The sequence below is a fragment of the Deinococcus sp. AJ005 genome (genome assembly GCF_009017495.1).
Taxonomy (GTDB): domain Bacteria; phylum Deinococcota; class Deinococci; order Deinococcales; family Deinococcaceae; genus Deinococcus.
Genome location: NZ_CP044990.1, coordinates 1,767,804 through 1,781,529 on the forward strand (window position 1 = coordinate 1,767,804; position 13,726 = coordinate 1,781,529).

13 protein-coding genes are annotated in these 13,726 nt (G+C 66.4%); 4 read left to right on the forward strand and 9 right to left on the reverse strand.

Annotated features, from left to right (window positions below):
* Positions 1 to 197: 197 nt before the first annotated feature.
* A complete protein-coding gene (locus DAAJ005_RS10305; RefSeq protein WP_370519700.1) occupies positions 198 to 2,558 on the reverse strand; it encodes a transglycosylase domain-containing protein in 2,361 nt (786 codons plus the stop codon).
* Positions 2,559 to 2,724: 166 nt separating this feature from the next.
* Here DAAJ005_RS10305 and ttcA point away from each other — a divergent pair, with 166 nt between their 5' ends.
* Complete coding sequence (gene ttcA / locus DAAJ005_RS10310) at positions 2,725 to 3,597, forward strand: tRNA 2-thiocytidine(32) synthetase TtcA (RefSeq protein ID WP_151847043.1); 873 nt, start codon at positions 2,725 to 2,727, stop codon at positions 3,595 to 3,597.
* 306 nt (positions 3,598 to 3,903) lie between these two features.
* Here ttcA and DAAJ005_RS10315 read toward each other — a convergent pair whose 3' ends face one another.
* From DAAJ005_RS10315 to DAAJ005_RS10335, 5 genes are all read right to left on the reverse strand, one after another.
* Positions 3,904 to 4,344, reverse strand: a complete 441-nt coding sequence (locus tag DAAJ005_RS10315) for a hypothetical protein (protein WP_151847044.1) — start codon at positions 4,342 to 4,344, stop codon at positions 3,904 to 3,906.
* Between the two features lie 5 nt (positions 4,345 to 4,349).
* The gene (locus DAAJ005_RS10320) at positions 4,350 to 5,222 is read right to left on the reverse strand and encodes a folate-binding protein YgfZ (RefSeq protein ID WP_151847045.1); all 873 of its coding nucleotides are present in this window, start codon (positions 5,220 to 5,222) and stop codon (positions 4,350 to 4,352) included.
* Positions 5,223 to 5,442: 220 nt separating this feature from the next.
* Complete coding sequence (gene hemA, locus DAAJ005_RS10325) at positions 5,443 to 6,546, reverse strand: glutamyl-tRNA reductase (RefSeq protein WP_192930728.1); 1,104 nt, start codon at positions 6,544 to 6,546, stop codon at positions 5,443 to 5,445.
* Positions 6,543 to 7,103 (reverse strand): bifunctional precorrin-2 dehydrogenase/sirohydrochlorin ferrochelatase, encoded by a 561-nt coding sequence (locus DAAJ005_RS10330; RefSeq protein WP_226342376.1) that lies wholly within the window; start codon positions 7,101 to 7,103, stop codon positions 6,543 to 6,545. Before DAAJ005_RS10330 ends, hemA begins: the two co-directional genes overlap by 4 nt.
* Positions 7,104 to 7,189: 86 nt before the next feature.
* Positions 7,190 to 7,765 (reverse strand): DUF2721 domain-containing protein, encoded by a 576-nt coding sequence (locus tag DAAJ005_RS10335; protein ID WP_151847047.1) that lies wholly within the window; start codon positions 7,763 to 7,765, stop codon positions 7,190 to 7,192.
* Positions 7,766 to 7,982: 217 nt separating this feature from the next.
* On the opposite strand from DAAJ005_RS10335, the gene DAAJ005_RS10340 reads away from it, so the two are divergent.
* Positions 7,983 to 8,405, forward strand: a complete 423-nt coding sequence (locus tag DAAJ005_RS10340; protein ID WP_151847048.1) for a hypothetical protein — start codon at positions 7,983 to 7,985, stop codon at positions 8,403 to 8,405.
* 211 nt (positions 8,406 to 8,616) lie between these two features.
* Here the strand turns inward: DAAJ005_RS10340 and DAAJ005_RS10345 are convergent, their stop codons facing one another.
* The 3 genes from DAAJ005_RS10345 to DAAJ005_RS10355 all read right to left on the reverse strand — a co-directional run bounded on the left by DAAJ005_RS10345 (position 8,617) and on the right by DAAJ005_RS10355 (position 11,794).
* Entirely contained in the window at positions 8,617 to 9,354 is a 738-nt protein-coding gene (locus DAAJ005_RS10345) for a metallophosphoesterase (RefSeq protein ID WP_151847049.1), read from the reverse strand.
* 92 nt (positions 9,355 to 9,446) lie between these two features.
* Positions 9,447 to 9,950 carry a flavin reductase family protein gene (locus DAAJ005_RS10350; protein WP_151847050.1) on the reverse strand — a complete coding sequence of 168 codons (504 nt, stop codon included), beginning with the start codon at positions 9,948 to 9,950 and terminating at the stop codon, positions 9,447 to 9,449.
* Between the two features lie 35 nt (positions 9,951 to 9,985).
* Positions 9,986 to 11,794: a glycoside hydrolase family 10 protein gene (locus DAAJ005_RS10355; protein WP_226342377.1), complete on the reverse strand. Its 1,809-nt coding sequence runs from the start codon at positions 11,792 to 11,794 to the stop codon at positions 9,986 to 9,988.
* Between the two features lie 146 nt (positions 11,795 to 11,940).
* On the opposite strand from DAAJ005_RS10355, the gene DAAJ005_RS10360 reads away from it, so the two are divergent.
* Both DAAJ005_RS10360 and DAAJ005_RS10365 read left to right on the forward strand, forming a co-directional pair.
* The gene (locus tag DAAJ005_RS10360; RefSeq protein ID WP_151847051.1) at positions 11,941 to 12,396 is read left to right on the forward strand and encodes a hypothetical protein; all 456 of its coding nucleotides are present in this window, start codon (positions 11,941 to 11,943) and stop codon (positions 12,394 to 12,396) included.
* A gap of 209 nt (positions 12,397 to 12,605) precedes the next feature.
* Positions 12,606 to 13,703, forward strand: coding sequence for a M23 family metallopeptidase (locus tag DAAJ005_RS10365; protein WP_151847052.1), 1,098 nt, complete (start codon positions 12,606 to 12,608; stop codon positions 13,701 to 13,703).
* The last annotated feature ends 23 nt before the right edge of the window (positions 13,704 to 13,726 follow it).

The window sequence follows — 13,726 nt, forward strand, 5'->3', positions numbered from 1 at the left end:
GCGGCCCTCTTCCCAGCGGAGAGGGCTTTTTTCTGTCTTGCCATCCAAAGCCCATCCTGGTAAATGAACGGAGCGGGCAGGCGTCCTCCTGAGCAGGATTCGCTTCATCCAGGTGCGCTCTCGCAGCGACAGACTGTTCTGCCCAGCACCGCGAGAGCGTATGGCCCGGCAGAGCATCGAGCCGTCAGGTCAGCCCCTCAGTCTGATGGAGGATTGTCATTCAGGGGCGGGACGGGGGGATCGCTGGGGGAGATTTCCGGCAACGGCTCAGGTTGGGCAGGAACTTCGGACCCACCTTCGGGCGGCACGTCGGGCAGGGCTTGAGGTAGGGCTTCAGGCGGGGCCACTTCGTTCCCATCCGTCACGGGGGTAGAGGGGATGTCCTGAACCTCCGGCGTAAGGGGAAGGTCCTGTGTCGGCTCGGGCGCAGGAGGCACGGACTCAGGTTGCGTCACGGTCTGAGAGGCGGGCTGAACCGTTTCCGGGGCCGTGGCCGGACGGCGGCGAAAAAAGCTGCTGCCGCTGTTGCCAGTGCCATCGCGGGCGGTGGGTTCGTCATCGGCCTGGGCAGTGCGGAAGGCCATGTCCACCTGCCGGATCACGCGGTAGGTGATTCCGCCCGGTTCCCTGAAACTCTGCGCGGGCTGACCCGCCAGTGCGCCGTCTACCGCCTGCTGCCACACCGGAGTGGGAATCTCGCCGCTGTAGGCCCAGCCCGGCAGCGCACCGCCCTCCTGTTTGCCCACCCACACGGCCCCAGAGACGGTAGGGGTCACACCTGCAAACCACAGGTCCTTGATGTCGTTGGTGGTGCCGGTCTTGCCGCCCACCTGACGCCCACCAATCTGCGCGCGGGTGGCAAGGCCGCCCTGATACTCGGTCAGGTCATTGACCACGCCCCGGATCATGTCCAGCCCCAGCCACGCGGTCTGTGGGTCCCAGACCCGTTTGGGGGTGGGGTTGGGGCGGGTGTACAGCACCTGACCCCGTGCGTCCTCCACGCTGCGGACCAGACTGGGCGCGTAGTACAGACCGCCGTTGGCGAAGGGGGCGTAGGCAGCGGCCATCTGGAGGGGACTGGCCTCCAGCGTGCCGATGCTCAGAGACAGTCCGGCTTCGGGCGGCGGGGTCAGGCCCAGTTGCCTCAGCTTGGCCTCGAAGTTCTGCACGCCCAGTTCCTGCGCGATTCGCACGGTGGGCAGGTTCAGGCTGTGGTCCAGCGCATAACGCATGGTCACGTAGCGCCCGGTCCAACGTCCGTCATAATTCTGCGGCTGGTACGAGGTGCCCACCAGCGGCGAGTCCAACACCGTATCACTCTGCTTCCAGCCGGTTTCCAGTGCCAGCGTGTACAGCAGCGGCTTGATAGAGCTGCCCACCTGCCGCCGCGCCTGAATGGCGTTGTCCCAGTCACTGGGCCGCCCCCCGGTCAGTTTCTGACCCACCAGCGCCAGCACCTCGCCGTTCGCCGGGCTGACCAGTGCGATGCCCAGGGTTGCGCCGTCGGGGAGCTTGGCATCCAGACTGGCCTGTTCTGCCGATTGCTGCGCGGCCACGCTCATGCCAGTCACGATCTTGCCGCCGCCGTACAGCGCCCTCCGCCCGATGATCGGCAGCAATTCCTTCTCGACAGCCTGAAGGTAATACTGGTAGGCGAAGCGGCCTGTGCCCTGTGCGGCCTCCAGCGCGTTCATGTTCTGCTGCAACCGGTCCGTGTTTTCCAGCACCGCACTTCGCAGGGTGCCGTCAGCGTTCCAGCCGATGCGCCAGCCTGCCGGATAGATCGGGGTTTTCCAGGCGGCTTCGGCTTCGGCCTGGGTCACGCGCCCGTCTTCCACCATGCGGCCCAGCAGGTCCTTCATCAGCGGGCGGTAGGCGGCAAAAGCTTTGTAACGGCTGTTGGGCGCGGGAATCAGCGTCGTCAGATACACGCTCTCGGCCAGATTCAGATTGGCCGCAGACTTGCCGAAGTACGCCTGCGCCGCCGTTCCGGCCCCCACGATGTCGTCGCGCCCGCCGTCTCCCCAGTAGATGATGTTGAGGTAGGCGTTAAGAATCCGGTCCTTGTCGTAATTGCGGTCCAGTTGAAAGGCCAGCACCGCTTCCTTGAACTTGCGCTCGGCGGTGCGGGCACTCTGGAGATCGGAGAGCAGCGTGTTCTTGACCACCTGCTGCGTGATGCTCGATCCGCCTTCCAGATCGTTTTGCAGCAGCCCCTTGATCAGCCCGCGCGCGATACCGATGTAATCGACGCCGTGATGCTCGTAAAAGCGTCGGTCCTCGCTGGTCACGGCGGCCTTCTGCAACCACGGACTGATCTGCCCCAGCTTCAGCAGGTTGCGGTTGGTGCCGCCCGAGCCGCCCAGACTGGGCGTCAGGGTGCCGATCAGCGTGTTCTGGCGGTCATACACGCGGGTCTGCCCACTGACCTCCAGCACGTCCAGGTCAGTCACGCTGGGCAGATCGCGGCCCCACATCCACCACAGAACCAGCACGCCCAGCAGCGCCAGCAGCAGCGCAATGGCCACAAAGCGGCTCAGACCGACCAGAAATCTCACTGCGCAAACCTCATCGGCAACACTCTACCGGGGCGGGAAGGAGAACGCCGAAAGGGGCGTTACGGTCTGAGCAGGGGCCAGTCATCGCAAAGCAGTCTGATGCCAGGGCCAGGACTGAGGCGTCCGTCATAAGGGGGAGGCGGGCGCTACCATGACACGCACGCCCATGAGTCATCTTCCCTCCACCACCCCACCCGCCAACCTGTTCAAACCCATCGTCAGGGGAGCTGCGCGGGCCATCGCCGACTTTGCCATGATCGAGGACGGGGACCGCGTGATGGTCTGCCTGAGCGGCGGCAAGGACAGTTACACGCTGCTGGACGTGCTGCTGCACTTTCAGAGGCGTGCGCCCATCCGGTTTGGGCTGGTGGCGGTCAATCTGGATCAGGGGCAGCCGGGCTTCCCGAAACACGTCCTGCCCGAGTATCTGAGCGCTTTGGGCGTGGAGTTCAGCATTCTGGAGCGCGACACCTTCAGCACGGTCATAGAAAAAACCAAACCCGGCCAGACCACCTGTACGCTGTGCAGCCGCCTGCGCCGGGGCCACCTGTACGCACACGCCCGCCGCCTGGGGGCCAGCAAGATTGCGCTGGGCCACCACCGCGAGGACCTGCTGGAAACGCTGTTCATGAACATGTTTTTCGGCACACGCCTGAAAGCGATGGCCCCCCGCCTGTCCAGCGATGATGGGGGGAACGTGGTGATTCGCCCGCTGGCCTACGTGGCCGAGGCCGACATCGTGCGCTACGCCGACGCCCGCGCCTTTCCCATTATCCCGTGTACGCTGTGCGGCTCTCAGCCCAACCTCCAGCGCGTGGTGGTGGGCGAGATGCTGGCCGGGTGGGAACGGGATCATCCGGGCCGCCTGAACAACATCCTGCGCTCGCTGGGCCGCGTGACCCCCAGCCACCTGCTGGACCGCGAGTTATACGACTTCGCCGGGGCTGGGCCGGAAGGCGATACCGCCTCCGATTCGGATGAATTTGCGGAGCGGGAATTTCTGGTGGGGCTGGAAGAGCTGACGGTGGTGGATGGTTGAACGGAATGGGCGACTCCCCGACTCACGGGGCCTGCCTGATGGTTCCCTCCCAACCTTCCCTCTGCGGGGGCGGGAACAACAAACGCCAGCCCAGACACTTCCAGAATATCCAATCAAACGGCATCTGAAGACCGTCGGGCACGCAGCGGACGGGCCGCATTCAGCTTGACGGAGCAGGGCATCAGACCCGGAAGATGCCGCCCTCCCCCACCGACAACGCCCATATTTCATGCCCACTGCAACGCTGGCTCCCCCCTGCGCCTCTGGGAGAGTGAATTGGGGCCACAGGCAAAAACCCCAGCCCATTCAGCCTTCAGCCGCCTCCGGCTCCCGCACCCAGCCGGGCAACTGCACCCAGACCACGAAGTGCATCACTGCGGCCAGCACCAGAAACAAAACCAGCGACAGCCCTTGAGACAGCGTGGCGCAGGCCAGAAGCAGCGGCACACCCGGCGCGGTGGCCGCCTGAATGGCCCCGGTCAGGGCGGCCTGCCGTGCGGGCTGCACGATGTTGTGGGCAGCCTTGCGGGCAAAGTGCAGTGCCCCCAGCGAAAGCAGCAACGCCACTCCTAGCAGCAGCAACAGCGCGGACAGAGGGACCGGGGCCGGACGCGTCAGCAGCAACAACGCCCCCAGTACGACGCCGGGCAGGGCCAGCGCCGCCAGCCCCAGCAGGTAAGCGCGGCGGGCAGCGCGGACCAGACCCTCGCGGCCAGAGCGCACATCGCGCACGAAGGCTTCCAGCATGCGGTTCAGGTGCGGGCGGTCAGGGATTGCAGGCGGGCCGGGGTGCCGCCCACCTCCACCTCCGCACTCTCGGGCAGGTCCTTGCGGAGACGGGCCAGACCCAGGCCGCCCGCGTTCAGGCCCGCCTGCCCCACCACTTTCCCGGCGTGGGTCACGTCTGCGCCCACGTCCCAGCCGTCTCCAGCCAGTTGGGCAAGGTGATAGCGGGTGGTTCCGCGCGCCTCCAGCCGGGCCATGATTTCCTGGCCCACGTAACAGCCCTTGCGGTAGCTGATGGCGGGCAGCGGGCCGCCCACGTCCAGCCCGACTTCCTGCGGCAGCACCCCCAGAAAACCGTCGCGGGCGATGTCGGGAATCCCGGCGCGGATGCGGGCGGCGTCCAGCGTGTCCAGGGAGGCTTCCTCACCGCCCAGAGCAGCCAGAACTTCCGCTTCATGACGCGCCAGAAAATGCAGGTCCACGCCGGGCGTCCCCGTGCGGCTCACGTGCCCAGCCAGCACCACGCCGCCGCCCAGCTCGAAACTCTGCGCGTCGGGGCCGTCCGCGTTCCAGCCGGGCACCCCATCTGCCTCCCAGATATGAACCGTGTGGAGGGTGTCGGACACGTCCTGAACCTCCACCTGATCGAAGATGATGTAGCGCTTCAAGCGGGCGATCAGCGGCGCGGCCTGTCCAGCGTCCAGATGCAGGTACACGTCGTCAGCACGTTTATAGGCCCGCGCAAACTGTTCGATCTGGCCGCGCACGTTCAGGAAAGCGCAGGCCACCAGTCCGGGCGTTGCCGCGCCGCGCAGATCGCCGGTCATCTGCCCCTGCACAAAGTCCACGCGGTCCGCGCCCGTCACGCGCAGGCTGCTGGAAGGAAATAGAGTCCACATGGAATTCAGGGTACGGGAATCGGGGCGCAGGGATTGGGGGAAAGAGGGTTAGATAGGTGCAACGTCCAGAAGCGCGAGTGGCAGGAGAAAGAACGTCTCCCAGAATATGTTTTGAAAGGCAATTCACTTTTGGCGGATAATGTCTGGGAGGCGTTTGCCCTCAACGTCCAAACCTTCCAGGCTTCGGGCCACTCTGCTCATTTACTCAGCACCCATTTGCTCAGTCGCTCGCCACCGCCAGCGTCCGCCCTGTCCGGTGAAGCTGCGCGGCGCGCGTCAGATACCAGCGGCTCAGGTCAGAGGCGGCCTCGCGGATGATGGCCCCGGCCTGCGGCAAGGCGGCGCGGCGGCCCTGAAGGTTGTGGTGGACCACGGCGGTCAGGTCATCCAGATTGAGCAGGTGCGCGCCCGGTACGTCGGCAATATTCGGGTCCAAGATGCGCGGCACGCTGATGTCGATCAGGAACATGGGACGGTCCGCGCGTGTGGCCAGGGCAGCAGCCACCGCCTCACCGTTCAGCACGTAATGCGGCGCGGCGCTGGAGGCGATCACCACGTCGGCCTCCGGCAGCGCTTCGTGCAGGAATTCGGCGGCGCAGACCCGGCCCCCCAGCTTGGCGGCAAGCTGGCGGGCGCGTTCGGCGGTGCGGTTGACCACGATCACGTCCTCGATGCCAGCAGCGCGCAGATGGATCAGGGTCAGCTCTGCGGTTTCGCCCGCACCGATGATCAGGGCGGTGCGGCCCGCAAGCCCGCCCAGCGCCAGTTCCGCCAACTCCACGGCAGCGCTGGACACGCTGACCACACTGTCACTGAGGCCGGTTTCGGTGCGGACCCGCTTTCCGGCGGCCAGCGCGCCCTGGGCAACCTTGTTCAGCAGCGCCCCGCTCAGGCCACGCGCGTTGGCAGCCTGCCAGGCGCGTTTGACCTGACCCTGAATCTGGGTTTCGCCGATGACCAGGCTATCCAGCCCGGCGGCGACGCGGTACAGGTGGGTCACGGCTTCCTCGCCGGAGTAGCTGTAAAGGTGGTCTTCCAAATCATGGCCCCAGGCCCCCTGAAAGGCAGCCAACGGATCACCGGTCAGCCCGGCTAGATACACCTCGGTACGGTTGCAGGTGGCCAGCAGCATGACCTCGCGAGCGTGGCGGGACAGGTGCGAGAGCAGCGCGTCTTCCTCGCCCGCCCGCACGGCGGCGCGCTCGCGGACCTCCACGGGCGCGGTGTGGTGGTTCAGGCCCACCACCACGAAATCCAGCGGACCAGGGGCGGGCAGCGGAGAGCGGGCCACGAAACGCCGCGCGGTGGGGCAGGCCAGCGTCATGCTGGACCTCCCAGCGCGGCCTGAATCTCGGTCTTCAGGCCATGCATGGCGATCTCGCGGCCCGGTCCGTCCAGCATCAGGGCCTGTTCGCGCGCCGCAGTCCAACCGTCGATCTGGGCTTCATGCGGAAGCAGGGCGGCAATCCGGCGGGTCAACGCCTGCGCCAGCATCGGCAATTCGCGCCCGGTGTTCACGGCCACTTGCACCCCCGCGCGCCGGGCCGTGGCCGCGAAGCGCAGATTGCCCGATCCAGCCTCTCCAGCGTGGTTGACCAGTGCGCCGATCTGGCGGGCTTCGGTCACCACGGCGTCATTGATCTCGGGGCAATCCGTCGCCGCCACCACCACACGCGCGCCAGCCAGATCGCCCCCACGGTAACCACGTTGCTCGGACTGAACAGGCAGGTCAAGCAACTCCCCACTGATGTCGGGCGCGATGACGGTCACGTTCAGTCCGGCGTCCAGCAGAGTCCGGCTCCGGCGCAGGGCCACCGCGCCGCCGCCAATGACAACGGCGCGTTCGCCGCTCAGGTTCAGGAAGACGGGCAACAGACTCACGGGGCGCAGCATACCCCCGCACCGGCGGGGCAGGCGTCCCAGACCGAACGGTCAGAAAGGCGGCCAGGACGCAATTCCAGCCCGTCTCAAGCCTGCTTCCCTGATTCTTGCGAGGAAAGCACCATGGGGTCTTGATCATCGGGATGGGCGTCGTCGTAAAGAACCGAATAATGTTCGCCCAGGCCCACCAGAAAATCCATCTCCTCACGGGTGGTGCGTGCGCTCAGCCGGGTCTCGAAGCTGAGCAGCAGGGCCGCGTAAGCCAGCGAGGCCGATCCCGCCACCGCCAGCAGCACCGGCAGCACGCCCGACAGTTCGCCCAGCAGCCCAGCTCCCAGCAATGCAGAGCCGCCGATCAGGATGCTGGTCAGCACCAGCAGGGCCACCGCCACATACAGCGCCGTCATGGCCCGCACCAGCAGCCGGGTTCGCCGGGCCAGACGCGGCAGTTGGCGCACGATCAGCCGCTTTTCCTCGCGGGCGCGGGGTTCCTGCTGGCCCTCCGCCGACACCAGCAGGCGGAAACGAGCGGTCTGTTGCCGCACCCGGTCCGTGGCCCGGCCCACCCGCGTGCTGGTACTCATGATCAGCGTGCCGGCCCCACTGATCAGCACGGCAGGCGTGATCATGGCGCTCAGGACGCTGAGGCTGGTATCGGCCATGCGGGCAGGCTAGCGCCTGGGGCACGGCTCGCCTTCGCCGTTTCTGCACATTTGGGATCAGTAAGAGGCTGACAGCCGTGTCTGACGGCATTTTTACCATACTGGCACATTCGCAAAACTTACACGGACCCTGAACTTTCCCTGCACACACTAGGCGGACACTGATCTCAAGACGGGCAAACAGAAGGCCACCGGGCCACACCCAAGGAGAACCATCATGAAAAAGAACATGCTATCCGCCGCATTCAGCCTGAGCCTGATTCTGGCCCCCGCCGTCCTCACCACCGCTTTCGCCGCCCCCACGACGGTACAGGTCACCGCCAGCGACAGCACCGGCGACCTGAGCTACCCGGCGCTGTACACCGAAAGCTCATGGATGTCGCTGGCCGTGCCGCTGGCCGATCTGGGAGGCAGCATCCCCAGTGACCTGAGCCTGGATGCCGGAACGCTGGCCGCCGGAACCACCATCACCCTGGACGGCGTGACCCAGACCGGCGACACGGCTCTGCTGCACGTCACGGTCAGCCGCGCGGATACCGGCGTCAGCATCGATCAGATGGTCACCATCAACGTGATGTCCGGCGGTCAGACCGTGGCCACCCTGAGCATCCCGGTGATCGGCGCGGCCAGCAGCGACTGAACGGTCAAAAAGGAACACAAAAAAAGAATGGCCCCCGGCTCCTCTCCCTCACGGGCGGGGAGTTTTTTATTGGTGGGCAGGACAGCAAAGCCCGCCGTCCTCAGATCTCCCAAATGCTCAGCGAAATTCACTCCCTGTCGCAGCACAGATGCCCATCAGCACATTTGCCCGCCCGTTCAGTCCAAAGGCAACAACTCGTTCAACAGATCCCCTAGACCTCTCCCGTTCGCGCCCGACGTTTCTGAAAGGCCCCGGTCAGCAACTCCGTGACGTACTCGCGGGTAAAGGGCATCCCGCTGGCCTCGGCGGCGCTGATTTCCTCGTCGCGGTTGTAGGTCAACCGGACATAGCTGGCGCTGTAGCCGGGGCCGGACTCGTCAAATTCCAGGATCAGGTAACACGGCAAAGTGCTGTCCAGCGGATTGCCCACGCTGCCGCAGTTGATCAGCGGGCGGCCCTCCACGTCCAGCAGCAGGGCCTCGTGCATGTCGGCATACACCAGGGCGTCGGCGTACTGGATCAGGCCCAACTGCGGGTTGGGCGCGAACGCCTCGATCTGGTCCGAGAGGCTGCTGTGCGGGTACAGGCGGTGAAACAGGCCCCGGCTGCTGGCATGGACAAAGCGCCACCACGCGCCGCCAAACTGTTCCTCGATGCCGTAGGGCAGCGCCTCCAAGTACGTGAGTTGATCTGGGGTCAGCTTGCTGCGCGGCCACAGGTCCTGCGGGCGGTGGCTGGCCCCGGCGACACGGGCGTCCCAGTTGCCCTGGATCACCCGGCTGGCGTATTCCTGGGTCCAGTCCAGCACCTCGCGGGGGCGCGGGCCTTTGCCCACCACGTCGCCCAGCACCCAGAACTCGGTAATCCCGCGCCGCGCCGCGTCCTGATGCACCGCGAGCGTGGCCGCCAGATTGGCGTGCAGGTCCGCGAGAATGGCGAGGCGTGTCATGCCCGGAAGTCTAGACCACTGCGGCTGACCGCTTTGGCACAGAGCGTAAGGAGGTCTTTAGGTGGCGGGAGTGCGGGATGCCGCCCGCCCTTCTAGCCCAGTTCGTGGTACTGGCTGCGGAAGTACAGCAGCGGATCGTCGTCGGTATAGCGGCTGTACTCCACATAACCCAGGTACAGGGTATGGTCCCCGGCCTCAATCACCTGATGCTTGCGGCAGACCAGTTGCGCCACGCTGCCGCCGATCAGCGGCAGACCCTCGTGGGCAAACCACGGCACGGCTTCCTCGGGGCCGGGGCGTCCGGCGAAGTGGTCACTCAGGTGCTTTTGCGTGCTGCTCAGGACGTTGACACCGAAGTGGGTCACCCTTTCCTGAGACAGCAGGGCGTACATATGGGCGCGGTGGTCCACGCTGACCAGAATCAGCGGCGGCGTCAGGCTGACCGAGACGAAGGCGCTGGCGGTCATGCCCCGGCGGGTTTCGCCGTCGGTGGCGGTGATCACGGTCACGCCGCTGGCAAAGCGTCCCAGCGTCTCGCGGAATTCCAGGGGCGTGACGCCCGCCTGCGCGCCGGAAGTTGAATCGGTGGAGGTCATGGAGTGAGTTTACCCGCACATGCGGGGGAGGAGGCTCAGGGTTTGGATGGAGAAAGAATCGCGGGGGTTACGGGCATGGGCACAGCCGTCACAGGTTTCAGGTCACGCACCGTCAGATCGGGCAGCCGCACGATGCCGCGTTCGGGCACGGTGTCCACCCAGCGCTGGCCGCTGACGCGAACCTCGGTCTTGCCGGGAGGCAGCGCCGCGAAACCGTAGTAGCCGCTGCCGTCGGTCAGCGAGTAGGCCAGCACCTGACCATTTTGCAGGGCCTCCACGACACGGAATCCGGGAACGGGCGTGCCGGTGATGCGGCCCATCAGCCCGCGCGAGGTGGGCGGCTTTTCCTTCCACGGGGCGGGCGAGGCGAGGGCCGCGCCAGGGGCTGTCAGCAGTTTCTGAATGGTGTTCAGGCCCTGCGCGGTGGTTTCCTTCGCGCCGTACACGTCCAGCGTGGGGGTGCGGTAAGAGTAGCCCACCCAGCCCAGGCCCGCGCCCACGCTGCGCCCCGCCTGATCGGCGGTCACGGGCGCGCCGTTCAGGTACATGGCGGTCCCGGCGGCCACGCCCGCGTTCAGGCCGTCGGGCCGCGCCCGCACACTGCCCGCGAAGGCGTTCCAGCCGTCGAACCACTGCCCCTGCTCGCCCACCGCGTCGCGTTTGTAATTCATCAGCACGTTCAGGTCCAGCAGTCCGCTCTGCATCCAGGTGGGCCAGTCCTGAAGCACGTCGCTGTAGGTGCGGGTGCGGCGGAAGGCTGGCATGTCGCCGGGCGCGGGCGGCTGGCTGTAGGTGATGGTGGCCGCCGTAATCCAGGCGTCCGGGCGCAGGGATTTGATCTCCAGCGCGATGCGCCGCACCACATTGGTCACCTGCTGGCGCTTCCAGTCCTGCCACACCGGATCAGTCACGGCAGGCGTGCCCGTGCGGCCTGTCTCGGCGCGGTAACGGGATAGCACCTTGGGATCGTAGCCCCACACATCGCCGTCCGGGTAGCGGATGCGGTCCAGTTGCACGCCGTCTACGCCGTAGTTTTTAACCAGACTTACCACACCCTGAATGGCGTACTCGGCGGCCTCGGGGATGCCCAGGTCCAGCCAGCCGTCGTTGCCCTCCTGCCAGGTGCCGTCGGGGCGGCGGGCCATCCACGACGCCGCGCCGGAGTTCGGCCCATGCGTGCGCGAGATATGCGCGGGGTTGGTGTTGGGCGCAGCCGCGTTGGCGATGCCCGTCACCGCCACCCAGGCGATCACCCGAATGCCGCGCGCGTGGGCCAGCCGCACCGTGAGACCCAGCGGGTCCAGCCCCTTTTCCAGATCGGCGTCTGTCGCCCTGGGCACGCTGGCCTTGAGACACAGGCAGTCGGCGCGGCGAATGGCCTGCACGAACAGCGTATTGACGCCCATGCGCGCGGCGTCGTCCACCATCTGCGTGACCTGCGCCCTCGTCTTCAGGCCCGGCCCGAAGGCGTCCACCCACAGGCCCCGAACGCCACTGCCGACGGGTGGTCTGGGCGGCACGGGTAAAGGAATGATCGGCGCAGGCACCACCGGCTGAGGCAGGGCGGGCATTGGCAGTTGCGGCACAGTTACTGGGGGCACAGGCACTGGGATCAAAACCGGCTCTGGTGCGGGTTGCACAGGTTCGGCGGACGGGGCCGGGATGGGCGTCGGCGGCAGCTCTGGCACGGGAATTGGCACAGGGTCTGACGGGGGGGCGGTGATCGGCACAGCGGGGACAGCGGGAAGATCACTGTCCTGCGCGCCGCCCGGACCACCCAGACCCGTTCCCAGGATGAGCGTGAGGGTCAGCAGCGCCGCGCGGCGGGAAAATGAAGGCGTCATGATGTCGCCTTGCAGGCTAGCGCAGGTGGGCGCGGGGGAGGTGAAGACGGCTCTGTGCCTGCCCCACACCGGAGGAAACGCGCTTTAGCCCGGCCTCGAAATATGTTAATCTCGCTGGCGCACCACCCATCCCCAGGAGGTTTTACATGAAGAAAATTGCACTGATAGCCCTGATCGGCACCCTCGCCCTCGCGTCCTGCGGCAAGAACACGGCCCCCGAAGTGACCGGCACCAGCAAGACCATCGCTTTCAAGGCCATGCTGCCCAACGACGCGGCCTACAAGGGATCGGCAGGCACCGCCAAGTACATCGATCTAAGCAGCGGCGACCGCGCCACCACCCTGACGGCCACCGGCCTGAAGGCCAACACCAAGTACCTGGCCCACTACCACACGATGGGCGCTGCCAGCACGACCGACGCCTGCGCGTCGAGCGGCGACGTTCTCAACGGCATGATCGGTGACGCCATGACGAGCGACGCCAACGGCGCCCTGACCCTCAAGGGCCTCCAGAACATCGCGGCCCTGAATGGTGCGGCGTACATCAACATCCACGAGGCCGCCGCCCTGAGCGTCGTGCCCCTGTGCGCCCCTCTGAAGTAATTGCAACAGAGGACCAACAGAAAGGAGCCGTCGAATCTGACGGCTCCTTTTTTTGTGGCGACCTGGGCCGTACAGGAAGCCGCCAGTCTCCCCCTGACGAAGCTGGAAACCCGTGTGTGAGCGATCTGGCGACGGCTTCTCGCCCCAGTCCATCTCCAGCCCATGCCCCCGTGTCAGCTTTCTCACATCTCCCCCTTATTCTGCCGGGCATGAATTCCCGCGCCGCCCTGCTGCTCTCCTTTTCCCTGCTGTTCGGCGTGGCCGGGGCCTATACCGTCAGGAAGGGCGACACCCTGTACTCGATTGCGCGGGCCAACAACACCAGCGTCAGTTCCATCGTCCGTCTGAACAGCCTGAAGGGCACGACGCTGGAAATCGGGCAGGAGTTGCGGATTCCCGGCGTGGCCCCCATATCCAGCGCGCCAGCCACCAGCAAGCCCGCCCTGCCTGCGCCACTGCCCGCCGAGCAACTCACGCCCACGTCCCCCACCTCCAGCATCTCTGGCGTGACCGTGCGCGTGCCGCAGAGCCTGCGGATGGGCGAGGCGTTCACCGTGCAACTGTCCGGCGCGCGGGCGGCCCAGGCCACCGTGCGTTTTCCCAGCGAGGTGGGCGAGGACGTGCGGATGCCCAACGAAGTTCTCAAGCCCATCGGCGCGGCGGGCGAGTACGTGGTGCTTGGCCGCGTGGTGCTGGGCAAGACGACACCCGTGGTCTATGAAGTCAACCTGGGCGGCGAGCTGATCCGGGGGCGCATTCCGGTGGTGGGTCTGGACCAGCCGATCCAGCACCTGAACCTGCCCGCGCGCGTCAGCGCCGTCTTGCAGGACCCCGGCAAGGCCGCCGAGGACGCCGCCGTGGACAGGGCGTACATGTTGCGGACCCCGCAGGTCTGGACTAAACCTTTTGCCCCCGCACTAGTAAAGGCCAAGGCCACCAGCAGCAGCTTCGGGCAGCCGCGCACCTACGTGGCCGGGGGCGAGGTGGCCTATCACTTCGGCACCGACTACCCGGCTCCAGTGGGCACCCCGGTGCTGGCGGTCAACGACGGCAAGGTCATCCTGGCAGGCAAATACCCGGTGCGCGGCGGTCTGGTCCTGATCGACCACGGCGCAGGCGTGACCAGCCTGTATTTCCACCAGAGCAAAATTGTGGTCAAGGCCGGGCAGACCGTCAAGCGCGGCCAGAAACTGGGCGAGGTAGGCACCACTGGCCTCAGCGCCGGGCCACACTTGCACCTGGAAATGCGGGTACGCGGCGAGGGGACCAATCCGGCGGGCTGGGTGGACCGCCTGTGGCCGCAGTAGGTTGTGGATTATGGGCACCGGGA